The sequence below is a fragment of the Sphingomonas sp. STIS6.2 genome (assembly GCF_000732685.2).
Classification (GTDB): Bacteria; Pseudomonadota; Alphaproteobacteria; order Sphingomonadales; family Sphingomonadaceae; genus Sphingomonas; species Sphingomonas aerolata.
The window spans coordinates 1-23273 of the sequence record NZ_JPDP02000009.1; the positions used below are offsets into that span (position 1 = coordinate 1).

22 protein-coding genes are annotated in these 23273 nt (G+C 58.2%); 10 read left to right on the plus strand and 12 right to left on the minus strand.

Annotation, left to right across the window (positions count from 1 at the left end; translation table 11 throughout):
• Window positions 1–109 precede the first annotated feature (109 nt).
• Window positions 110–673: a recombinase family protein gene (locus sphst_RS01530; protein WP_081877660.1), complete on the minus strand. Its 564-nt coding sequence runs from the start codon at window positions 671–673 to the stop codon at window positions 110–112.
• A 2-nt stretch (window positions 674–675) separates the two neighbouring features.
• On the opposite strand from sphst_RS01530, the gene sphst_RS20170 reads away from it, so the two are divergent.
• On the plus strand, window positions 676–1365 hold the full coding sequence (locus sphst_RS20170) for a hypothetical protein (protein ID WP_159043455.1): 690 nt from the start codon (window positions 676–678) through the stop codon (window positions 1363–1365).
• 1233 nt (window positions 1366–2598) lie between these two features.
• On the opposite strand, the gene sphst_RS01540 is transcribed toward sphst_RS20170, so the two are convergent.
• The 3 genes from sphst_RS01540 to sphst_RS01550 all read right to left on the minus strand — a co-directional run bounded on the left by sphst_RS01540 (window position 2599) and on the right by sphst_RS01550 (window position 6462).
• Window positions 2599–3969, minus strand: coding sequence for a cation:proton antiporter (locus sphst_RS01540; RefSeq protein WP_107045057.1), 1371 nt, complete (start codon window positions 3967–3969; stop codon window positions 2599–2601).
• A 118-nt stretch (window positions 3970–4087) separates the two neighbouring features.
• Window positions 4088–4501 (minus strand): response regulator, encoded by a 414-nt coding sequence (locus sphst_RS01545; RefSeq protein WP_234387253.1) that lies wholly within the window; start codon window positions 4499–4501, stop codon window positions 4088–4090.
• Window positions 4498–6462 carry a GAF domain-containing protein gene (locus tag sphst_RS01550; protein ID WP_031393181.1) on the minus strand — a complete coding sequence of 655 codons (1965 nt, stop codon included), beginning with the start codon at window positions 6460–6462 and terminating at the stop codon, window positions 4498–4500. The genes sphst_RS01545 and sphst_RS01550 overlap by 4 nt, the downstream gene beginning before the upstream one ends.
• 270 nt (window positions 6463–6732) lie before the next feature.
• On the opposite strand from sphst_RS01550, the gene sphst_RS01555 reads away from it, so the two are divergent.
• Window positions 6733–7140: a response regulator gene (locus tag sphst_RS01555; protein ID WP_031393180.1), complete on the plus strand. Its 408-nt coding sequence runs from the start codon at window positions 6733–6735 to the stop codon at window positions 7138–7140.
• 169 nt (window positions 7141–7309) lie between these two features.
• Here sphst_RS01555 and sphst_RS01560 read toward each other — a convergent pair whose 3' ends face one another.
• Window positions 7310–7813 carry a hypothetical protein gene (locus sphst_RS01560; protein WP_159043456.1) on the minus strand — a complete coding sequence of 168 codons (504 nt, stop codon included), beginning with the start codon at window positions 7811–7813 and terminating at the stop codon, window positions 7310–7312.
• A gap of 151 nt (window positions 7814–7964) precedes the next feature.
• On the opposite strand from sphst_RS01560, the gene sphst_RS01565 reads away from it, so the two are divergent.
• Entirely contained in the window at window positions 7965–9023 is a 1059-nt protein-coding gene (locus sphst_RS01565; RefSeq protein WP_081877430.1) for a serine hydrolase domain-containing protein, read from the plus strand.
• Window positions 9024–9050: 27 nt separating this feature from the next.
• Entirely contained in the window at window positions 9051–9440 is a 390-nt protein-coding gene (locus sphst_RS01570) for a VOC family protein (RefSeq protein ID WP_199848882.1), read from the plus strand.
• A gap of 1076 nt (window positions 9441–10516) precedes the next feature.
• Here the strand turns inward: sphst_RS01570 and sphst_RS01580 are convergent.
• On the minus strand, window positions 10517–10999 hold the full coding sequence (locus sphst_RS01580; protein ID WP_031393068.1) for a DUF4188 domain-containing protein: 483 nt from the start codon (window positions 10997–10999) through the stop codon (window positions 10517–10519).
• A gap of 15 nt (window positions 11000–11014) precedes the next feature.
• Window positions 11015–11467, minus strand: a complete 453-nt coding sequence (locus sphst_RS01585; protein ID WP_031393069.1) for a nuclear transport factor 2 family protein — start codon at window positions 11465–11467, stop codon at window positions 11015–11017.
• A gap of 75 nt (window positions 11468–11542) precedes the next feature.
• On the opposite strand from sphst_RS01585, the gene sphst_RS01590 reads away from it, so the two are divergent.
• Entirely contained in the window at window positions 11543–12103 is a 561-nt protein-coding gene (locus sphst_RS01590) for a TetR/AcrR family transcriptional regulator (RefSeq protein ID WP_051916198.1), read from the plus strand.
• A gap of 279 nt (window positions 12104–12382) precedes the next feature.
• On the opposite strand, the gene sphst_RS01595 is transcribed toward sphst_RS01590, so the two are convergent.
• Window positions 12383–13249, minus strand: a complete 867-nt coding sequence (locus tag sphst_RS01595; RefSeq protein WP_031393071.1) for an alpha/beta fold hydrolase — start codon at window positions 13247–13249, stop codon at window positions 12383–12385.
• A gap of 228 nt (window positions 13250–13477) precedes the next feature.
• Here sphst_RS01595 and sphst_RS01600 point away from each other — a divergent pair, with 228 nt between their 5' ends.
• Genes sphst_RS01600 through sphst_RS01610 form a run of 3 tightly spaced genes read left to right on the plus strand, consistent with a single transcriptional unit; the run spans window position 13478 to window position 16430 of the window.
• Window positions 13478–14398, plus strand: a complete 921-nt coding sequence (locus tag sphst_RS01600; protein WP_234387254.1) for a LysR family transcriptional regulator — start codon at window positions 13478–13480, stop codon at window positions 14396–14398.
• Window positions 14399–14456: 58 nt separating this feature from the next.
• Window positions 14457–15491: an alanine racemase gene (gene alr / locus sphst_RS01605; RefSeq protein WP_081877413.1), complete on the plus strand. Its 1035-nt coding sequence runs from the start codon at window positions 14457–14459 to the stop codon at window positions 15489–15491.
• A gap of 45 nt (window positions 15492–15536) precedes the next feature.
• A complete protein-coding gene (locus sphst_RS01610; RefSeq protein ID WP_031393073.1) occupies window positions 15537–16430 on the plus strand; it encodes a dihydrodipicolinate synthase family protein in 894 nt (297 codons plus the stop codon).
• Between the two features lie 119 nt (window positions 16431–16549).
• Here sphst_RS01610 and sphst_RS01615 read toward each other — a convergent pair whose 3' ends face one another.
• Window positions 16550–17875, minus strand: coding sequence for an aminotransferase-like domain-containing protein (locus tag sphst_RS01615; RefSeq protein ID WP_031393074.1), 1326 nt, complete (start codon window positions 17873–17875; stop codon window positions 16550–16552).
• A gap of 170 nt (window positions 17876–18045) precedes the next feature.
• Between sphst_RS01615 and sphst_RS01620 the strand changes: the two genes are divergently transcribed.
• The gene (locus sphst_RS01620) at window positions 18046–18498 is read left to right on the plus strand and encodes a DMT family transporter (protein WP_031393075.1); all 453 of its coding nucleotides are present in this window, start codon (window positions 18046–18048) and stop codon (window positions 18496–18498) included.
• A gap of 306 nt (window positions 18499–18804) precedes the next feature.
• Here the strand turns inward: sphst_RS01620 and sphst_RS21605 are convergent, their stop codons facing one another.
• The 3 genes from sphst_RS21605 to sphst_RS01635 all read right to left on the minus strand — a co-directional run bounded on the left by sphst_RS21605 (window position 18805) and on the right by sphst_RS01635 (window position 21749).
• Window positions 18805–19707 carry a dioxygenase family protein gene (locus sphst_RS21605; protein WP_081877414.1) on the minus strand — a complete coding sequence of 301 codons (903 nt, stop codon included), beginning with the start codon at window positions 19705–19707 and terminating at the stop codon, window positions 18805–18807.
• Between the two features lie 61 nt (window positions 19708–19768).
• Window positions 19769–20998, minus strand: a complete 1230-nt coding sequence (locus sphst_RS01630) for an ATP-binding protein (RefSeq protein WP_159043458.1) — start codon at window positions 20996–20998, stop codon at window positions 19769–19771.
• 28 nt (window positions 20999–21026) lie between these two features.
• On the minus strand, window positions 21027–21749 hold the full coding sequence (locus sphst_RS01635; RefSeq protein ID WP_043156200.1) for a response regulator: 723 nt from the start codon (window positions 21747–21749) through the stop codon (window positions 21027–21029).
• Window positions 21750–22115: 366 nt separating this feature from the next.
• Here sphst_RS01635 and sphst_RS01640 point away from each other — a divergent pair, with 366 nt between their 5' ends.
• Complete coding sequence (locus sphst_RS01640; RefSeq protein ID WP_234387255.1) at window positions 22116–22424, plus strand: SWEET family sugar transporter; 309 nt, start codon at window positions 22116–22118, stop codon at window positions 22422–22424.
• Window positions 22425–23273: the final 849 nt, after the last annotated feature.

A 23273-nucleotide genomic window follows, 5' to 3' on the forward strand; every position in this document is an offset into this window, starting at 1 on the left:
CCCCCCCCCCCCTTGTTTGTCGGTTTTCTAAGCGCCCCGCTGCCCCCCCCGCAGCGGGGCATTTTGTTATCCGTTGTAAGCAGTGAAACACTACGGACAACACGCGCCGTCATGAGCTTGGCCGATTCCGTAGCGCTCGCCACAAAGTCGATCGGCTGACCCCAAGAAGGCTCGCCATACTGGCGGTGGTTTCCCGGTCGCCGGCAATTTCCTCTCGGGCCTTGTCTAGTTGCGCACTGGATAGAACTCGGGGCCGGCCGAGATGACGGCCACGCTTGCGGGCAGACGTCATGCCGGCGCGGGTTCGTTCTACGATCAGTGCGCGCTCGAACTCGGCGAGCGCTCCCATGATATGAAATACCAACTTACCTCCGGCGTAACTGGTGTCGATCGCCTCGTTGAGTGAGACAAAACCGCAACCACGGTCCTGCAAGGCGGATACTAGCTCAATGAGGTGCGGCAGGGAGCGCCCCAGGCGATCAAGACGCCATGTCACTAGGGTATCGCCCTGTTTCAGCGTGGCCAGCGCTCGGTCGAGCCCAGGGCGACGGCGTGCGACACCTGAAACACCTTCGTCTTCGTGGATCATGCCGCAACCAGCGACGATCAGTGCGTCACGTTGGAGATCGAGGTTTTGTTCGCCGGATGAGACACGCGCATAGCCAATTTTCATCAGTGTATTTTGCTACAGCCTTTCGCAACAGCCAAGTCATTGATTTAGCTGGCTCGAACTATCGTTGCAAAAGGGAACCCTTTTGCAACAAGTTTGCCGACGATCAGCGTCCAGTTGCGGACATTGCTGGAAGACGCCATACCGTACGCATGAATGTTCCTACGCGGCGCTGGATTGCTTTTGGTTCGCTTTTCTTCACGCTGACGCTGCCAGCTTGTCAGCCGCCCAAATATAACCTCACGTCATCATTAACCGCAGGCAGACTGTTTTTCGACGCAGAATTTCCCGGTATTTGGCCTTTTAAATGGGGTAGTTCGCAGGTGGAGGCGAGCTACCTTGAAGTCGTTACCTCCAACCAGGTTTTCTGGGCCATTCAAGCCAGCAGAGACCCAAAATGCACCACCGCAACACAAAACCCGTCCTATAGAGAACCGACCCATCTCAGTTTTCCGCTCGCTTTCGGCGTAACCCCCCGCTGCTACGTGACGCTGACGCAAGCAAGGCCACTTCCGGAAAAAACCGCCATCCTCGTCCGCGCTCAGGGCGCCCTCACCGAAGGCTCAGGACAATTTAGGGTGAACGGTCATAAGATCGTGGCAGTCGACGATGGCTATGGTGTGGTTGACACCGCACCAAGCCAAAACCCTCGGTGGCAAATCGAAGCAGCGCTGGCTGGCAAACAGAGCCGCTAAGGTCCGCTTTCTACCACTTCCGATCGTAGCGATGCGCATCGAATTTATGCATTAAACCACACCAGGATCTCCGCCGTTTTCCGCCTGATGCAAAACTTGTAAGTTTCGCATCACGAATGCGGTCATCATCGCGATTACGGCCCCCAGAGGTCCCACATCGCAAGTTCGATATCAGGATCGAAGACGATGCTGATGCTTCCTGACGGAAGCCCGCTCGTCTCCTGGTATGTTTTGAAAAAGGCGTTGAAGAGGGTTGCGTACGTCTCGAAACCAATAGAAACTTTACCGGCCGCGGACGTTGCTCCCAGAATCCATGTGTACTCGGGTCCGTCAGCACCTGCATGTTGCTCTGGCCATGCAAAAAATGATACTTCTCGGCGACCATTCACATGAAGGGTGAAACGCTCTCCTACCCGGAGACCTTCACGCTGTACTTCGTATTTTCGATCGACGCTCTCCCACGCTCCTGTTGCTGATTTGCTAAATGCGGTAGGAGCTCGGGATATCATATCGGGTCTTACCAGGCAGTTTTAAGAACTTCTTCGGCAGTGCTGCGTAGCAGAGGTTCGTTTAGCGACTGCACTCGGGGTCCGACGCGTTCAGCGAAGGGCATGAATGATCTTTGATCATTTTTCTGCATAGCAGCGCATGCTTGGCCGATCTCGGTGGCGCTGAGCGACTGCCAGCTACTTACCAAGTTCTTCTCCCACTCTGCGTTATGACGCTTAACGGCCGCGTCGATTGCCTGCGCAAGCTTTTGGTCACCCGAAACTCCGTCCCGGGCTTTCACCATAGCGGCAGTCTGGGTTCGCCCAACGGCCATGGTCAGTATCGACCTGAACTGCTCGGCCGGCTTCATCGAGGCAACGAGGCCCTGTGCATCGCGAGTAGCGCATTGTGCAGACGCGTTGCCGCAGCTGGCCAGGGCTATAGACGCGGTGACGATCGTGAGAAGGCGTATCATGCTCAAAGCATGCCCTTGAGGGGTTAGGATTAACTGAACGAAGGCGGATTCCCAGCACCGTCCAACCTATCTGCAACCCGACACGCGCACGCGATGTGGTCGCTGTCGCGAAACTACTAAGTTTCGGACGTCGCGTATATCCCGCCTTTTGCGACACCGCTGCTTGCCCTCCGAAACCTTTCCCAAAAAGGATGGTTCTTTGAGAAGCCCAGCGACCAGTACATTCAGCAGCAAGACCCGCCGGCACGTTGTGCCGGCGGGGATGTAAGTCAGATTGCGCGTGCTGTTGCGGTATCCAACGTAGCGAGCTCGCCAGTTTCACGGCCACGTCGGCCGTAGAACAGTTCAAAAAGAGGGCTAGCCATCATGGTAGTTACGATCGCCATCAGCACCAGCATTGAGAACAACGTTGGGCCGATGATACCCTTTTGAAGGCCGATGTTGATGATGATTAGTTCCATCAACCCGCGTGAGTTCATTAAGGCGCCGATGCCAAGGGCTGTACGATTGTCCTCTCCCGACAACCGGGCGGCAAGGTAGCAAGCGCCGCCTTTTGCCAGAACAGAGGCGGCAAGAATGCCCAGCGCGATCATTAAGAGCGAGGCTGAGTTCACCATGTCCATGCGGGTGTTCAGCCCGGAATATGTAAAGAACATCGGTAGCAGCAATACCACGGTCAACGGTTCCAGCTTGCGCTTCAACTCGGTAGTAAGGAGCCCCCGAGGCATTACAGCCCCCAAGATGAAACCACCAAAGATCGCATGAATACCGACGACGTCCATTAGGAACGCTGAGACGCAGAAGGCGATCATCACGTATGCAAAAGCAGCCAAGCTCATCTGCCCCTCTCGCTCCACCATACGCGCAAGCGGCCCGAGGATACGGGGGCCCATCAGGATGACGAACAATGCCCAAGCGAGCCCGCCGCCTATCGCGAGAATTGCAACGCCAGGCCCGCCGCCGAATGTGGCCAGCACGATCGCAAGCACGCACCATGAGCAGGCGTCGTCAAATGCCCCTGCGGTAAGCGACAGCGTCCCCAAGGAGGAGTCCGCTAGACCGCGTTCGTTGATGATACGCGCCAGCATAGGAAAAGCCGTGAGCGCGATGCACGCGCCAAGGAACAGCGTGGCATTCGTTTGACTGATCCCTGCGGCGAACAGGCCAGGGACCCCTAGAAGCAGAGGCGTAATCAGTACCGCGATGGCGAACGGAGCCGCAATGCCTGCCATCGATACCATCGATGCCGCCTTGGCTTTGCTCTTAAAGTGATCGAGCCGCAGCGTCGTGCCGACAAGAAACATGTACAGACCGACGCCCAGTTGAGCACCGGCGTAGAGAACGTTGCGCGTCTCCTTGGGGAAGATCGCGCCTTGAAGGTTGGGAAGAAGCAGGCCGAGCAGTGATGGTCCGAGAACCACGCCAGCGATCATTTCTCCGACGACCTGGGGCTGGCCAAGAAACCTTTGACCCAACCGACCCACAATTTTGCACGCTACGAGAATTACGGCGAGTTGTAGAAAGAAGTGGATGCTAAAGTCGCCGGGTGCGTAACTCTGCGCCGCGGCCTGAGTCGCTGGGCCGTGTGGTGACAGCACACCCCCCATCGTGTGCCTAAGGCTCTGCAACCACTGCTCCATCGTCGATCCTCCCTTGCGGAGCTTCTGTGCCCCGTCCTCGACGCCAAGGAACCCAGACTGAAGGCGGATGCAATGATGAAATCTACATGTGTGACATAGTCATTCCGTCGCTATGTCCTCACCTCGGCCGGCTCTCGACGTCTTGGATCGCTGTCATTCGCTGCATGGTCTCGACTAAGCGTTCGTAGTTCAGTGGCTTGGTCATGAAGACAGCACGCTCAGGCATTTCCGACCGCGCGGGAGCCGGCCCAGCGGTAATAATGATAATCTCGATCGGCGGCCAGCGTTTGCGGACAGCAGCAGCCAAGTTCATCCCGTTCATGGCGCCAGGCATATCAATGTCGGTCAGAACAAGGCGGACGTCAGTCCTGGTCTCCAGCAGTGCTACCGCGTGACTGGCATCATGCGCTTCCAAGACTTCGAAGCCGGCGCGTTCGGCCATGTCGATCATGTCCAGCCGTTGCAACGGCTCGTCCTCGACGATGAGCACGATGGCGGTATGTCCATCGATCTGGGGGGCGGTTGTGCTCACGCTTGTTCCACTTCTGCGAGCCGTGCCGAGAAGGCAGCTCGTAGACCTTCCTTCTCATAGCGTATGTCGGAACCGCCGGTTCCGACGAGGCCCAGCCGAATTAGCTTTGAACCGAAGCCTTTACGCGTTGGTGCCGTGACCACGGGCCCGCCTCGTTCGGCCCAATTCAGCGTCAGCCGGCATTCGTCATTTTCACCTTCGAGTTGCCATGTGACGTGCACATGCCCGCTGGCAGCGCAAAGAGCTCCGTACTTGATGGCATTGGTGGCCAGTTCGTGGATCAGCAACGATGTCGACAGCGCAGCACGGGCACCCATTTCAATCAATGGGCCGCGGATGGTGCAGCGGTCGCGTATGGCGGCTCCATCCAGTACTCCTCCTAGAATATCATTAAGGGTAGCCGCCTTCCAGCGACCGCTGGTGAGGGCGTCATGACCATGACCAAGCGCCTGCAATCTGCGCGTAAAGGCTTCGAGACCTTCGGGAGAAGCATCGCCGCGTAAGGTTTGTGTCGCGACGGCTTGTACCATAGAAAGTGCGTTCTTTAGCCGGTGGGCGATCTCGCCGTTGACCAATTCCTGCTGTTCATCGTCTCGCCGCCTCGCGTTCGCTGCTTCTAGCCGATCGGCAGCGCTGCGGAGGAAGCCGACATCGTCATCCGTCCAGCGATATGCCATGTCTTTGTGAACGAGGAGGACGGCAACGGTGCGGCCCCGATCTCGCACGGGTACGATGACGACGGCATGCGCGCGGAGCGAGGCCCAGGCCGCAGACTCGGCTGCCGTCCTCGCGTCCGTTGAGGTGTCGTCGATGACGACGACATCCCCGTCGAGCAACGCACCACGCAGTTCGCCATAGTCCGAGAAACGATGCTCGCCCTCCACCGAGGGCATGCCCGCGACCGACCACCCGGCTTCGACGCTCACGATCTCCCGGGTATGGTCCAATTCGCCAAAGCTAGCCCGCGACGCTACTACCGCCTCGCCGATGATGCGTGAGGCTTCGACGATCATTCCTTTGCTGTCGATCTGATCCCGCAGTACATCGCCCAAGGCCAGCAGGGCTTCGCTGCGTCGAACACCTTTGATGCGCGCGGTGACCTCGTGGAATATGACGGTGAAGTCGTCATCACCGAGGGATTGCGCCGTACCGTCGTACCAACGTTCTAATACGCCCACCTGGCTAGTGAAGTGATACGGTTCCTGCGTCTCGACAACCTGCGCGATCGTCAAAACCCATTCGTCTTCGATGCCGGGAATCAGTTCACGGATCGTGCGCCCGCGTGCGTCGGTCGGATTGATGCCGACCAGATTGCCCCAGGCGTCATTCACCTCTTCGTATCGCCAGTCGCAGATCTCTCCGTCTGCATTGCGGATCACCCGTGCGTAGATGAAGCCAGTATCCATCTTCTGATACAGATCCTGCCAGCGGCGTTCGCTGATAGCCTGCGCTTCTTGTGACGCATCGCGCGCCGCCAGAGCTGCCTGGAGGTCCAGCGTGTCATGTCTCATCTCCAGCAGGGCTACGACCTGCCTCGACAGCCGTAGCAGGGCTGCCTCCTGATCCGCTGTCAGACCGGCCGGGCGAGGCGAGGTATCGATGACACATAGTGTGCCCACGACCCCAAAGCGGGTCGCAAGAGGCGCTCCTGCATAGAAGCGGATGCCGTCGTCGGCGACCACAAGTGGGTTCGACACCGTACGTTCGTCGTTGGTCAGGTCAGGGATGACGATGAGGCTTCGGGCCGCCACGACGTGTCGGCATACGGAACTGTCGATGTCCGTCTCGCAGGGTTCAAACCCGATGCGCGCCTTGAACCATTGGCGGTCACCGTCCAGCAGCGAGACCAGCGCTGTCGGCGTCTCACATATCTGCGCAGCCAGAGCTACGATATCGTCGAAGCTGATCTCGGGTTCCGTATCAAGCACTTCGTAATGGCTGATTGCCTCCACGTCGGTCATTGCGCCCTCTCAATTCGCGCATGGGCGCATTGTTTTGCAGCTAGCCGCCAAAAGGCGAAATTCAAATGGCATACGCCGCTCAGCGGACGCGTGGAATTTCACAATTGTAGCCTCTGCCCACTTCACCCAATGCAATGAACCCGACGAAACGCAGCTTGCCAAGCTACCGCCAATACGGCGGACTAACCGCGACCTTCGCCTACATCGATCCCGAAAGTTGAAATAGCATGTAGTGGGGCAACTCCGTGCGCGGCGGATGGTTAGGGCGTGATGACTCTTTCCACCGTCCCTTATGCCCTCGTCGTCGACGATGATCCGCTCATCATGATGGATACAACCAGCATTCTCGAAGACGCCGGATTCCGGTTCTATGAGGCTATGGATGGAGACGAAGCAAAACGTATCTTGGCGGCAAATTCAGAAAACATCGTGTTGCTCTTTTCTGACGTCGATATGCCCGGTGAGACAAACGGCTTTGCGTTAGCGCGGCACGTCGCAGAGAACTGGCCAGCAATCGAAATCGTCATCGCGTCTGGGCATGTCCTACCCAAACCGGGGGAAATGCCTGAGAAAGCTACCTTCATTTCTAAGCCGTTTAACAAGCATATGGTGCACGGGCATTTGCGCAACATGCTGCCTGACAGCAAATTACCAGAACCTTTGAAAAAGGCCGTATAGCGGCGCCTTTCACCTGGTTCGCACCAGCAGTTAAGACAAGGGGGACCTTCCCATAAACGAACGGCGATCGGAAAGCCGGGACGTTCTCGATTAGGATCGTTCGCGAGAACTCAGCGTCGCTCTAGATAACCGATCAATTGTTGGTATCGCGGTCAGACCTTCATGAGGGCTACCGCTTGATCCAGCTTGCGCCGGTCGTGCCTTTATCCCCGATCAGCTTTGCCTTCGCTGCTCGATCGCCAAGTCCATAAGCGCGCAAGAACGTTGAGCTGACCGATATTGCAGATGCGAACTTTGGATCATCGGGGTGCCCGATCAACTCATGTGAGGCACCCTCATAGGCCACGCCGAACTTATTGCCTGCCGGGGATGACTGAACCGGTAGGAAATGATCGTGCCAATCCGCGACCAAGCCTGGGACGGTGTCCTGATCGCCTGTAACGATCATCACCGGCAAAGCGTCGCTCGCATAGGCGTCAGGGCCAATCAGACCGGGAATACGGCCGGGCGACGAAAATCCCATCACCGCCTTGATAGTCGGATCGCGGAAGTTGCCGAGGTTTGGCAGGGCTCCGCCAAGGCATAGAGCAGTCAGAGTTCCGAAGCTGTGTCCTGACGCGACCACTGGCTTGCCGGGCCATGTTCTTGCGGCATAGGCGCTCGCCGCTTTCATGTCTGCGATGCGCTCACTGAAACTGGCTTCGCGTAATTGAGCGTGCCGACGATCTGAGCGCAGCTGCTTTCCCCTGAACGATCCAGTTTCAGGAAAGCTAGCCGGGAGGGTCTTGCTCGCATATGTCCCTGAATAAACAGGGGGGAACTACATGATCAATCGACGTATGCTCATGGCGAGCGGCCTAGCGTTTGGAGCAACAAACGCATTGGCAGTGAAACCATCGTCGCCTGCAAAGGGCGCCGCGATCGACGCAATTCAGTTACCGTCAGGCTTCAATGGCACGTTCGCCTACGCTCGGGGCGGCAAGATTGAACATGCTCGGTACGTCGGCATGGCCGATGTCGAAGCACGTAAGGCCATCTCACCCGATACCCAGTTCAAATGGGGCTCTGCATCAAAGTGGTTAGCGAGCGCGACCGTGCTTCGCCTCGTTGAACAGAAGCGATTGGCTCTCGACGCGCCGATCACTGCGTATCTCCCGGATTTCCGGCACGATACCGGCGAGCATGTGCTGTTGAAGCATGTGCTATCGAACACCAGCGGCATCCCGGATCTATTGACCCGCCAGCTTGCCAAAGAGCCGGCTTTGCGAGCGACGGACGCCAGCGCGGCATCGATGGTCGCGCGGTTTGGTAATGGCGACTTGTCGTTCGTCCCGGGAAAGGGGTGGGATTACGGTGCGATAAACTGGGCCATAGTGGCGGCGATTATTGAGCGGGTTACCGGCGAAACGTTTCCACAATCGGTTGCAAAGCTTGTACTTCGCCCACTTAACATGACAGCCACTGGGTTCGCGCAAGCCGACCAACCGTCGATGCCGAACCTAGCTGCTGCTTACGGCAGTGCGATGCCGCCCGTGCGTAAAATGGCGCCGAACCCGTCATTCATTGCCGCTAGTGGGAATACTGCCAGTACCATCGGTGACGCCGTGCGTGCTGCACATGGGATCTTTCATGGCTCGCTCCTCAGTGGCGCCTCTCGGCGTGACCTTACGACGATCCGATGGCCGGACGAGGAATATGCCCTTGGCGGGCGCGTAAAAGCGATCGACGGCAACCTATGGGCTTGGGAGACCGGTAAAATTCAAGGGTATCGCGCTCTCATTACGCATAGGCTGGATCGGAGTGAATCGATCGTGATTTTCAACACAACGGACCTAGCGCAATCGCAGCTCGGTACCTGGGTTGAAGCCATAGTGCGCGCTTGAACCGTTTTTGCAGGAGGAGCGTTAACTATGATGCCGAAACTGCGCGTCGCACGATCTACTGACGACGTATCAGCGCTCATCCCCTTCTACCGTGACGGCCTTGGCCTTGACGTTCTCTATCAGTTCGACAGTCACAATGGCTTTGATGGCGTTATGATCGGAAGGTACGATGCGCCTTACCATTTTGAGTTCACGAGAGCAGAAGGTCACTCTGTCGGGCGCGCACCTTCGCAGGATAATCTTCTTGTCTTTTACTTGCCCGATCCGGATGATTGGCAATCGGCAATTGCGCGGATGAAAGATGCGGGATTCGAGCCCGTCGCTTCCTTTAATAGCTATTGGGATGAAAGTGGTCGTACATTCGAAGACCCGGACGGCTATCGCGTGGTTCTACAACAGGCGTCTTGGAACATATAGCGCCGCGGGCATTCCTATAAATGATCGAATTTCGAGAATGGCCGGGTTGGAGAGGAAAGCCGACGTCAGCTAATACGCCGTACATATATCGACATCCGAACCCTCTTTCTTGCAGGGCAACTGTCGAATTGCTCGAACGCACTTCTCCCTTTGGAGCTGTTCCATAGCTTTGGAAAAATTCGTAGCCTCGAAGGGCCCAAACTCGATCCTTCCAATAGACTTTCCACTTCCAGTATGGTCCACCCAAACGGGGAACTTGAACATAGGAAGTTCAAGGCCAATCGCAATGCTGCTAAGGCACTCTGAGGAGCCAACTACCTCTATTCTATTTCGCTGGGGCGGTTCAGTCTCACTTCTATGGCAAGCAGTGCAGGTGAGAACCGCAACGATCGCAAGCTTTGACGTCATTGCCAAACGCTAATCCTTTTAATGTACGTCAGCAAAGGGGCGTAAGCGGAATGGCCGGCATGGGAAGGAAAGCGGAAGGGCCGCTTTTCGAAAGGCGCAGACGAATACCCGCCGCTAGATACACGTTACGATAACCTGTTTGGCTGCATCAACGGCGGATGAAGTATTTCCTGCTCACGATCTGGTTTACATGGCAGGCACTAACGTCTCCGGTTTATCCGGACCCCGCCGTAGAGGTCAAAGAAGCTCAGCAATGGCTCACTGACCATCTGCGTGTCGGCGATCGACTTACTCCCTAGATGCTCAGGGATATGAAGACCGCTGGTTTCAAAACAGGTCGTATTTTGCCGGATATGCGGCGGGATATTCTCAGGTCTAGCCCTTGGCGGGATTTGCCGCTGGCCCGTTTGTACTTCTGCGAAAAGACGATAGCCGCTCGGCCCGCGATAAGCGTAACCGACGTTAGAGCATGGATCGCTCTCGACGCGCGAAATACGATCATCCACCGTGACATCGTAGCCCTTTGGGTGGGGCTTTAGAATGAGATCATCGCCTCCGGAAATTAATGAACGGCTGCTCCTGATTGTTGCCGACTGACGTTCGAACGGCTGAGATTGGGCGTTTCGGCCGACCCGGCTTTCTCGCGAGGGAAGCCTGAGTGATAACGATCAAGACCGCGTGCCCGCTAGGCGCTTTCGGGCGCTGGCACGCGCTCCCTTGGCGGGATGAAGAGTCCCTGCAACGCCCAAACCATAGCGCGGCATGTTCACGAAAACGGATTCCGAGTGACCGGCGGGAACGACGTAGGTTTCGTGCCAGATGCCTACATCGCCGCTGGTGCCGATCTTCTCGTTGAAGCGTCGCCATGCACCCAAATGCGTGCCGCCAGCCCTGTGAGCATATGTGTGAAGATGCTCGGCGGTCTGCCAGTGCTGGAGGACGCCAATGTTGCGGAAGCCAAATACTGGCCGGACCGAAAGGAGGCCAATCGCGGGATCGGCTGCCTGCTCGCGAAGCATCGGCGGCATTTCCGCCAGAACCGGGAGCCAGCGCCATACCTTCCACCAACGGTTGATCCGCATTCCAATCGCGAACACGACGATCTCGCCCGGAACCTCCGCGCACATCCGCTCGGTCAGAACATCGCCCATGATCCGTTTCCCCTTTTAGTCGATGATCGGATCGGCCGCAGCCTCGGCGACGCCCATAGCCGCCTGCCGCGACAGGTTGTCGGCGACGGCCTGGCTGTCCTCGTGCGCATCGATGTCGATGACCTTGCCCCAGCGCATTTTCACGATGTGGACTCCACGGTTACGATAGGGGGAGCCGTCGGGCAACTCGTCGCTCGCCGACCAGCGGATGATGATCGTCGTGTCGTTGGGCAGACCCTTCACCCACACGTCCTCGACGGTAAGCGTCAGATGCGGACCCAACCGGCCGAGCCGATCGAACCAGCGGGCCAGCGCCTCCTTGTCGTGGCGCATGCCCCCGAGCGCGTGGTTGCCACCGAAGCGATGCCGGATATCCGGCGCGCAGTCGCCGAGCAGGGCGTCGAACTCCTTGTTGTTGACCCGCAGGAAGTTCTTGCGCGCGATCCGCTTTACGATGGCGTGGTACATGGCTGCCTCCTCATTGTTGACACCGTCAATATGACGCGTTGTTGACGGTGTCAATATGTTCAGCTATAAAGCCGCATGGCTTATCATCATGGAGACGCGCGCGCCGCGCTGCTGACCGCAGCGGCTGCGTTACTGGAGCAGGAAGGGGCGGCGGGCCTGTCGTTGCGGCAGGTCGCGGAAAAGGCCGGGCTGTCTCGACAGGCGCCCTACAACCACTTCGCCAACAAAGAGGCGATGCTGGCGGAGTTGGCCGCGGACGGCTTCCGCATATTGTCAGCCCGCATCTCCGACGCTGGGGCCCAATCGGCTCCCATCGATCGGCTTGCGTTCGCTGCGGACGCCTATATCGGCTTCGGAACGGAGCGGCCGGCCGTCTTCCGGCTGATGTTCACGCGCGATCTGGTAAACCTTAGCCGCCATCCAGCCGTGCAAGCGGAAGCCGATGCGGCGATGGCGCGGCTATTCGCCATCGTGGGCGAGGTCGTACCAGTGTCTAAGGTTGCCGATGCGACGCTCGCAGCGTGGAGCCTGGTACACGGCTACACCAGCCTCTGCATTGAAACCGGTATCGAGGGGCCGGCGCTTCGCGCCGAGCGAGCGGCTCTCTTTGCTCGCGCTATCGCTGGATTAGCATAACGACCACGACCGGAATTGCGATGTAGCGGTGGCGAATCCTCTTCTCGATTAAGATGGTGTTTTAAGAACGCGTAAGGGTTTCCATCGTTTTCTCGGTTCGATTGAACGTCATATCTTTGGCCTTCGCATCCTCACACCGTCATGACCGCCAAGCGCGATGACGGGATGAGAAGTACAGTGTCGTAGCTAGGTCGTTCTCGCACTGCCGCCAGATAACGATGTAGGCGATCGCTGATTGGAAATGCGATTGAACCAATCGATTTTGAGTCCCGGCAGCCTTCAGACTGTAAGCTTGCGAGCAAGGAAGTCACGAATGTGTTCCGCGATCTCTTCGTGATGGGTTTCCAACGCGAAGTGTCCAGCATCGACCAAGTGAATTTCCGCGTTTGGCAGGTCTTGCCGATAGGCTTGCGCACCGGCCGGGATGAAGGCTGGATCATGGCGCCCCCACACTGCCAGCAGCGGTGGTTGATGCTTGCGAAAATATGCTTGGAAGGCGGGGTACAATGCGACGTTGCTACGGTAATCAAGGATAAGGTCGAGCTGAATCTCTTCGGCACCTGAACGGGCCATATAGGCGATGTCGAGTTCGTAACCGTCCGGTGACAGTAGCGTCGGGTCCGCCCCGGTTCCGTACTGCCAGTCGCGGATTGTCTCTGGCGACAAGGAAGCGCGACAAGCCTCACGATGCGCCTCGGTAGGTTCACGCCAGTACGCCTGCCACGGCCCCCACTGATCGCTAAAGCCTTCCTCATACGCGTTGCCGTTCTGGCTGATGATCGCTGTCACCCGCTCGGGATGCTGCATCGCCAGCCTGAGGCCGACGGGCGCGCCGTAGTCGAATATGTACATCGCGTAGCGTTGGAGGCCGATTGCGTCGACGAAGCCGGCAAGCACTTGGGCGAGTTGGTCGAAGCCGTATGTGAACGTCCCACGCGGCGGAACCTTGGTCTGTCCAAATCCCGCCAGATCCGGCGCGATGACGCGATAGCGGTCTGCCAGCAATGGGATCAGGTCGCGGAACATGTGACTTGCCGATGGAAAACCATGCAACAGCAACAGTACCGGTGCGTCGGCAGGTCCGGCTTCACGGTAAAAGATATCGACCTCGCCAACTTTCTTGCGGCGGTAGTGAATGGTGGACACAGGCGGCTCCTTTGATCGCAGTGGGGTAGCGGTGAGAAGGCTTGGAAGCTTGCCAAAGCCGGTCCCGCCGCAAGCAATGAGAGCACAGTCCGGCGTGGGTAGATAATCGGTCTATGGGACATCAGGCCTCCTTGCTGGTCACCATGTAAGCGTTGCAAGTTCCGGCATTAGCCTTGCAAAGTGGCAGGCTTGATTGCATATTCTGAAACGATGGATCGGCTAGAAGCCATGTCACTGTTCGTTGCTGCCGTTGACGGAGGCTCACTTGCCGCGGCTGCCAAGCGGTACGGTCGATCCCCTGCCAGTGTGACGCGCGCGGTAGTTTTGCTTGAACTGAACGCAGGCGAGACGCTGCTACTACGCTCCACCCGCAAACTTAGTCTGACAGCATCCGGAGAGCGCCATGTGGCCGTATGGCGCGACGTGTTGGCAAAGCTAGGCGAACTCGCGCCGATTGAGGCAGATGCGCCTATCCAAGGAAATATCGTTCTCACGGCTCCCGAGCTGTTCGGCCGTATCGCAGTCATGCCGCTCGTTGAGACGTTTCTTGTAAAGCACCCGCTGGTATCGGCACGCGCTCTTTTAGTGAACCGCTTGGTCAATCTCATCGGCGAAGGCGTCGATCTCGCAGTGCGCCTGGCGCCGCTTGCGGATTCATCGCTGAGCGCGATCCGGATCGGCGAGGTCAGAACGCTTCTATGCGCGTCGCCTACCTACCTGAATGGGTCACCATCACTAACCACTCCGGCGGATCTGGAGCGCCACGCTTGCATTGGCCTTGACGTTGAGGCCGAAGGCGAACGCTGGGCGTTCGCCAGCCCAGAGAGCTCTTCTCGGAAGCGACGATCCGTCCGCGTCCGGCCACGGCTGAGTACTAACAACGCCGCTGCCGCCATTGATGCATCCGTGCGTGGCCATGGTTTGATCCAGGCTCGTTCTTATCAAGTCGCCAGTGCTATCGCGGAGGGGCGTCTGAAACGGCTTTTACCAGAATGGGAGGAGCCACCCGCCCCAGCGCAACTGTTATTTCCCGCCGAACGCGCCGGAAAGGGGAGTATGCGGGCACTGATTGACCATTTGGGGCCAGCCTTGAAACGCATTCTTGTGGGGGTGGAGGCTTCGATTGGCATCGCAACAACCAGACCGTAACCGCTATTCGTTTGCACGGGCATCGACGCGCCCGGGTGGGAGCACTATCCAGCCGCGCGTGATTGATGTTCCTGCTCCCCTTCGCCTGCGCCTAGACGGCAACGCCCTGGTCCAGAACTGGCGGACGCTTGACCGCATGAGCGGCGATGCGGCGTGTGGCGCTGCGGTCAAGGCGAACGGCTATGGGCTAGGATCGGTGGAGGTTGCACGTCGCCTAGCTGACGCCGGATGCCGCGATTTCTTCGTCTCGAACTGGCAGGAAGCCGCTGAACTGGCGCCGCTTGGCCTGACCGTGTCCGTCCTCCACGGCGTCCGCGAAGAAGACATGCCTGCCGCTACCGCAGGGTTCGCCCGCCCGGTCCTCAACACCCCTACGCAAGTCGCGCGCTGGAAATTGGTCGGTGGCGGTTTATGCGATGTCATGGTGAACACCGGCATGAACCGCCTTGGCGTCTCGGCCGAAGACATCGCTGGGGGTCTGCTCGAAGGCCTCCAGATCGAGACGCTGATGAGCCATCTTGCCTGCGCCGATGAGGATTCGCCAATGAACGCGACGCAGCGCGATCGCTTCGCAGCGTTGCGAGGCGCAACAACGGCAAAGCAGATGAGTCTCGCAAACTCCGCTGCCATCGCGCTCGACGGCTATGCGTTTGATCTGACCCGGCCCGGACTGGCGCTGTATGGCGGCATCCCTTGCGCCGGACTGACCGGGGCAATCCGGCCCGTTGTGTTTACCGAAGCCCAAATCCTCCAGCGGCGTCGCGTGGTGGCTGGGGATACCGTTGGCTACAACGCGACTTGGACAGCCTCCCGCGATACGGAGGTCGCGATCGTCAACCTTGGTTACGCGGACGGCTATTTTCGTGGGTTCTCGGACTGTGGCACTGGGTCGATTTCCGGCACGGACGTGCCAGTGATCGGCCGGGTGTCGATGGACCTACTTGCGATCGACGTCACTACAGTCGCGGATATCGAGGAAGGCGCGTGGATAGCGCTTGATCTCGCACTGCCCGACGCCGCGGCACGGTCGGGCATGTCGCAATATGAACTGCTGACCGGTATAGGTGCGCGTTCTTCCCGGTCATGGTCCTGACCGGAACGTAACTAGCGCCGTACTGCTGATCCGAAAGGTCTGCTTATGTCGAAATTGTTCAACGGCCTCTCTGCTTTTCCGCCCACACCCGCCGATACCGATGGCGTAGTCGATACGGCAACCCTCGGCGTACTGATCGAACGCCTGGTTGAAGCCGGGGTAGACTCAATCTGTCTCCCCGGCAGCACGGGCATCTACGCCTATCTCGATCGCGCTGAGCGCGTCCGCGCTGTGGCTGCGGCGGTCGAAGCGGTGAATGACCAGGTACCGCTCCTCATCGGCGTCGGCGCGTTGCGGTCGAGTTGGGCGGTCGAGCTGGCCCGTGACGCGGAGCGTGCGGGCGCGTCGGGCCTGTTGCTCGCCCCTGTATCCTATGCGGCACTGACCGATCGCGAGGTCGCGGCCCACTATCGCGCTGTTGCAGGGGCAACGGCGCTGCCGCTGTGCATCTACAACAATCCCAGCACGACCAACTTCACCTTCTCCGAAGCGCTCATCGCCGAACTGGCGTCGGTGCCGGGAATTGAAGCGATCAAGATGCCGCTGCCGGCGGAAAGTGACTATGCCGGCGAGCTGGCACGGCTGCGCGCCAGGACGCCCGAAACGTTCTCGATTGGCTATAGCGGTGATTGGGGTGTGGCTCCGTCGCTGCTGGCGGGCGGCGATGCCTTTTACAGCGCTGTCGCTGGGCTGCTGCCCGACCCCATGCTGCGTTTGACGCGGGCCGCCCAGCGCGGCGATGCTGAGGAGACAGGCACGATCGATGCGGCGTTCGCCCCACTCTGGGCGCTGTGCAAGGCGCATGGCAGCCTGCGCATAATGTACGCCATAGCCGGTCGGCTATCGCTGGCGATTGGCGATCCGCCGCTACCTGTCATGCGCGTGCAAGCCGGTGTCGTGGCGGCTGTTGAGGCGGCGCTCGACCAATTGGGGGTCTAGCCGTTTGCCGAGGCGTCCCGGCCCTGGACGGCCGGGACTGTCGACGCACTCTTCAAAGGAAAATGCCGTTTTAGGATAACCGTGATTGGCCGGCGCTGGCAGACGATGAACGGCTCCGATCATCCCTTGGCCAATATCTCCGCGATCGTCGTCAGTGCGGCATCGAGGTTGCGAAGACTTATGTTCGCAAGACCAATCCTGACCGCGTTGGGAGCGTGCGCCCCGGCAACCGCAAAAGCAGATGCCGGCGCGATCGCGATGCCTCTCGCAGCCGCTGCTTCCACCAAAGTTGCAGCTCGCATGCGTTGCGGCAGCTCAAGCAACAGGAAATAGGAACTCGGGTGCGCCCGGATCGACAGTCCCTTCAAGGCGCGACGGGCAACGATCTGCCGTTGCGCGGCGTCCTGCCGCTTCTTTTGAACCAGAGCGGCAACGGTGCCGTCCGCCAGCCATCGCGCCCCGAGTTCAAGCGCAAACCCTCCGGCAGACCAAGCTCCAGCGACGATCGAAGCCGAGATGCGCTCCACGTAATCAGGAGGTGCCACTATCATTCCGAGGGTCATGCCCGGTGCGATCCGTTTGGAAAGGCTGTCGATCAGAATGGTATGGTTGGGAGCTATCGCTGCCAGAGGTGGAGGCGCTGTCCCATCGACAAAGGCGTAGATCACATCCTCGATAATCACCGGACCCGTAAGCCGCTCAACAAGAACGGCCAATTCTACTCGTCGTGGGGCCGGCATCGTCAATCCCAGCGGATTGTGTGCGGTCGTCTGAATAAAAATGGCCCGCAGCGGCGCGGTGCGATGTGCGCGTTCGATCGCATCGGGCCGCACGCCTTGCTCGTCCATCGCAAGCGGCACCGCTACCAACCCTAATTTGGCCGCGATCGTTTTGGCGACAGGATAGGTAAGCGCGTCAAAGCCGATCCGCTCACCGACCATCGCGACCGCCGAAAACGTCGCCGCAATCGCCTGCCGCCCGTTTCCTGCAAACAGGAGGGAGTTGGACGCCAAGCGCCAGCCGTCGCCTGACAGGCTTTGGGCGATGCTATCGCGGATCACGATAGATGGCCGGACGGATGTTTCCCTAAGAACTCGGTGCAACGCATCCTCGCTGCTCGCAAACTGCGCGAGCGCGCCTGATAGCAAGGCCTGCTGGCCATCCAGGACCGGATACGTGGTTTCGAGATTGATGCGGGTCGTAGGTGGCTGAGCAAGCGGGGGGCTGTCAGACGATGAGGCATGGCGCACAAAGGTGCCGCGGCCCGTCTCGCCCGTGATGAGGCCACGCCGGACTAGCTCTCCGTAGACCCGGCTTGCCGTCGATGCTGCAATGCCTCGGTTAAACGCGAAGATCCGTTGAGGAGGAAGGCGATCACCGGGCTGCAACCGTCCAAGTGCTATGTCGTCTGCGATCTCTTGTGCGATGGTCTTGAAGTCACTCACAATATTGCTCCGAGTGCAATGTAATAATTGCACCGATCCCGCACCTAAGATAGCTCGTATTCCAGTTCAAGTGACTGGTCCCGCCTCAACCTAAGCGCATTGTTCGGCAGGATTTGACCACGACCTTTGCGCATGCGGAAGGCCTGTCCCGGCGCAACTCGGAGCCTCGAATGCCTACAGCTTTGACACTCGGCCTTTATCTAATCACCGTATTCGCGGGTTCTTGTGTTGCCCTGCAACAGGTGCTCAACGCCAATCTTCGTGTCCAACTCGGCTCCCCTTGGTGGGCGGGCTTCATCAGCTATTTCGTGGGCATGATCGTTATGCTGGCGATCGCCATTCCGTCCGATGGGCTAAGATCCCCGGCCGGGTTGGTCGGCCGTATCAATGGTCTGACATGGACGGGGGGCATTTTCGGCGCGGCTTTCATTGGCATTGCCATCCTTATGGTGCCTCGCCTGGGTGCGGCAACGACACTCGGCTTCATCATCGTCGGCCAGTTGGCGGCAGCGGTAGTGGTAGACCATTTCGGTCTACTCGGTGTCGTACAACATCCGATCAGCTTGGTTCGTCTGCTTGGCGTCGTCTTGCTGATTACGGGCGTGGCCCTCGTGCGGTTCTGATGGTGGTTGGATACATCAAAGGCTCACGCTGTGCCCGGAGTGCAGCATGAAAACTCTGTTCCTGGACGCGATCAGCGAGAGCTATGGGTGTTGCGCGACCTCGTGAACTACCGTCCGGAACCGACGGCGTAGGTGTCGAGACGCAGACGGAGAGGAGCGGGAATCCCGATCACCCGCGCGGGTTAGCCGAGCGCGTCGACTGTCTATGCGGCCTATGCGGCTTCGATGCCTCGTCGGGGAACGAGCGGGCGGTTGGGATCGGCTTTGGCCGATCCCAACCGTGATTATAGGAAAATGTATGCGGCATTAAGTTGCTATCCCAATCACTGCCGTCGCGCTATATCCCGCCGCCACACTTCCGGTGAACGTTGGTGTCTGTTGTGCGATCTGTGCTGCGGTGTTGTCGCCGAAGACGTTATCAGTCGACAATGAGACTTTTGAGAATATTGATTTCGCGCTTGGATACGTCGTCGTATCGGCAAAAATCGTATTGCAGAGGGCTTCTGGCATACATAATTGGGATGTTAGTACAGCGTATTTACCACCCGTTGCATTAGTCAACGTTGAGAACACCTCGAAATGGTAATGCGGCCAACGACCGTCATAGGCAGGTGGGAAGATCGTTGTGAAGGTGACTTGGCCATTAGCATCGGTAACCTGTACGCCACGCAAATAGCTCTCAGTAGGCGCACTGTAGAGCGAGTAATGCCCCTCCCTGTCGGCATGCCACAGGTAAACAGCATAGCCAGCCAATGGTGCGCATGTCGCATTGACGTTAACGACGGTTAGAGTGAGCTTTACGAGCACGCCTGTTGCCACTGTTGTTGAACTGATGAAACTCGACCGTATATCAGATCGGACTATCCCGCTTATAGTCAGAACGTTCGACGTCGAACCGGATGAGGTGTTAGTTCCATCTCCAGGGTAGGGACCTGCGGTCTCACTTGGATCTACAACGCAGCCCGTCGTCGCAGTTGGCGTTGGCGTAGCAGTAGGGGTAGGCGTTACTGTCGTAGTGGTAGTGCCAGTGTTCCCGCTAACCACAGTAACGTCGCTCGAACTCCCATCGCTTCCCCCGCAACCTGCGACCAACGCTGCGGTGCCGGCACCAGCAAACCACTTCAAAGCCCGTCGGCGCGCTAGCAGTGCTTCAAAGCGAGGCAGATCCTCTGCCATTCCATGCCCGTGGTCATGATCGTGATTCTGCATCGTCAGCTCCCTTAAACGTTGGGAGCAGATACCTAACAAGCGTCGCGACTAGATTTCGTGCTTATAACGCTTTGTAACGTGCCGTAACAATTGGAAGAACCGTCGTCGCAACCGCTCCGTCAGATGTCGATCCCAGAGAAACATGACCGCTATGGCGAACTGCGACGGAGCGTACAATTGCTAGGCCCAGACCTGTTCCACCCGTACTACGGCTGCGGGACGGGTCACCGCGAACGAATGGTTCGAACATCTTCTCCGCTTCGGCAGGATCAATTCCTGGTCCACGATCTCGCACGCAGACGACAACATACTCGTGCTCAACATGCCAATCGATCCGAGCTTCAGTGCCGTAGGCAATGGCGTTGTCGATCAGGTTCGAAAACAGCCGCCTGAGCGCGACTGGGTCGCCATTTACAATAACCCGCACCCCTAGGTTCAGGCTTACGGGCTGTCCTGCTGCCAGCATATCCTCGGCAAGGCTATCGAGCAGGCTGCCAAGATCGAGCCGCATCATCGGCTGGGAGTGTGCCTCGTCTCTCGCAAAACCAATCGCCGCCCCGATCATACTCCGCATCTCGTCCAGATCTTTCGCCGCCTTCGATCTTTCTGGTTCAGGTAGGGCGTCAGTGTAGAACGCGAGCCGCGAGAGAGGCGTTCCTAAGTCGTGGGCGATGGCTGCGAGCATCACTGTTCTGCCTTCGATCGCATCTGTGACCCGGCGATGCATTGCAGCCAGTGCGGCACCCAAATCCTGAACCTCTGCCGAGGTGGTTGCCGGCACGGTAAACGGTTCTCCCGCCCGAATTTGGCGAGCCGATATGGCAAGATCCCGTAATGGTCGCGAAATCGCCTGCGCGAGCAGCCAAGCCGGAATGAGGAGGAAGATTAGCGCCATTGCCATTCCGCCCACTGTGAAAATCAGCCAGTGGGTGAGTACGGACGAACCTTCGTTCCGCACGGATCGCTGGCCGCCTCGCGACGACCAATTAACGGTGAAATTGCCGCGGACTTCGCCAGCGATTGCCTCCGACCCAACGTAGTACCCAATCACCTTGCCTCGACCGAGAATCGCATGAATGCGTTGATCACGACTGGCTTGACGACGCTCACCATAGCGGGGAGCGGCGTTTCCATCTGCAATGCGGAGTCCTGTGACTTTGTTGCCCTGGAGCGCCAAAACGATATCTCGTTCCGATACAGGCCTTTCACGAGGGGGAGGGCCTACAAATGTGATCGCAAATGTAACGAGCGTAGCCATCACGATCGCAGCCGCGACCAGCGCAAAGATCAAGTGAGCAATAGTCCTGCGGGCGACCATATCAGGCTTTCCGCACGTCTGCCGTGAACATGTAGCCCTCGTTGCGAACCGTTCGAATAAGATCCTCGCCTGCTCGATCGTCGGAGCGATCAAGCTTGCGGCGCAATCTGCTTACCTGAACGTCAATCGCCCGGTCGAAGTGCTCCGCGTTTACGCCGCGCGAATGCTCCAAAATAAAATCTCTAGTCAGCACGCGCCGGGGGTGTCCCAACATTGTGTCAAGCAGCCGATACTCACCGTCTGATAGGTTGACCAAGATACCCTCAGGATCGGTCAACTGCCGTGCTGTTGTATCAAGACTCCAACCTGCGAAAGTTACAACTGCGCGTATTGTTGGGGCGTTCGGACTAGCTTGATCACGACGCCGTAGGACTGAGCGGATTCGGGCTAGGAGTTCGCGTGGGTTCACCGGTTTCGCAAGATAATCATCGGCACCCATTTCGAGGCCAACGATACGATCAACATCCTGACCAATGACGGACAACATGATCACGGCGGGAGCGCGTTGGCGATCTAAGCCGCGAAGAAGCGTCAAGCCGTCTTCGCCTGGCATCATCACATCCAGGACAATGAGATCGTAGTGGGCGGTCTGCAGACGCGTGCGCATGGCCGGCCCGTCCTGCGCATCATCAACGATGTAGCCGTGCCCGCGCAAAAAGCTCGCGACCACCTCACGAATGCCTGCATCGTCATCTACGACCAAAATGCGGGTGGTCAAATCCATGACGGTCGCGTCTCCACGCATTGAGGTGTAGGGCTGATACATGATCACCCCATGCAAGACCTGTGTAACTGAAACTTTTCAGACCGGTAACATAGCGGTTTTAAGGATGATCGGGCGTTGGCTTCCGAAAACTCGGCGTATGGCACCACCGTCGGCGACATGAGGGTTCTGGGTGATCTAGCTTGGGATGGGCTGCCCCACCCCAGGCCTGCCGCTAAGGCCTGGATACCTCGTTTATACGCAATGCAATCATGGCCCTGGTGGCAGTATCTCGGTTTATGGCGCGTAGAGTCAGTTCGTTAGTTGGCCGTACCGGGCACCCCCGATCGATTCAAATATCGAACATCCTATAGTTTTTGGAAGCTTATGTCAGAATCACACCAAACCTTACAGCCCGATACTACCACTGAAGTTGACGCGCTCCGCCGTTCCACAATCATGATTGGCTGGGTAGCAACCGCAGCGTCTGTTTCCATGTACATCGCGTACATCGACCAGATTTCCCGAAATCTTGATGGTCTGAAGGGTTCGACTATTCAGCCAGCAGCTGCGTTTGTGGCGGCAACGTTGTGGACCCTTTACGGCGCCCTTCGAGCCAAATGGGACTTACCTCTGGTCTGGGCGAATGTGCCCGGCATTTTTCTTGCTGCTGCGGCTTTCATCACCGCTTTATGATGACACCGCCTGTTATATAGCTAGTGAGCGATAGCCGCGTCTTGGTCAAAAGGCCGAAGCGACATGCAACCCGCAGATGCCGCACGTTAGACATTTTTTAATCAACGGCGTGTGCAAGGTCCATGATGCAGGTTAGACATCAGCTATGTCACAGCATCGTAACTTCGTTGCGGCCTTACGGCCGGAGCCGAATCTTGCTCACCGTTGGGGGCTTAGATCCTCCAAAGGCGACACGTGGCTTCCAGTTTTCTATTCGACTCAAACTGAGGCAAACGCCGCCATAAAAGCGATGAATGTCTACAACCGTCACGGGAGTGACGCACCCCAAAGATAATGGCGATCCATCATCGGAGTCATCGTCGTGAAAAGTCCAAATCTTGCTGTACCTTTAGAATTAGTCGAGTGCGTATCGGCAGGCACCTCTCCGACCGTAGGACAAATCATGGCCCTTGCCGCCCGGATTTGGCGTGACGCCGCGCAGCATCGGTCCGCATTCGCGTGGAATGAACTGGCACCAGACGGGGCTGATAGGGTTTTTGCTTTACGTTCGGCTTCTTTGGCCCTGAACGGTAATTAAGTAATTTCGCTACGCCAACGGAACATATTCGAAAATGAGCACACGAGGCGAGCGCAGGGTCAGAGGAAAGGGCCATCGAGACGGCAGGCACTGTCTCGCCAGGGATCTTTTTTGAGAAAGGCCGCAGCCTCAGCCGACGTCCGCTAACCCCATCTGCCTTCCCAATAGCGGACGGGCCGTTTCCCACCAATTCCGGACGTTCCGGAGCCGATTGCGTCGAATGACCGCTAACGGGCGATTGTGTTGAAAAAGTCGGCCTTGCAGTGGTGTCG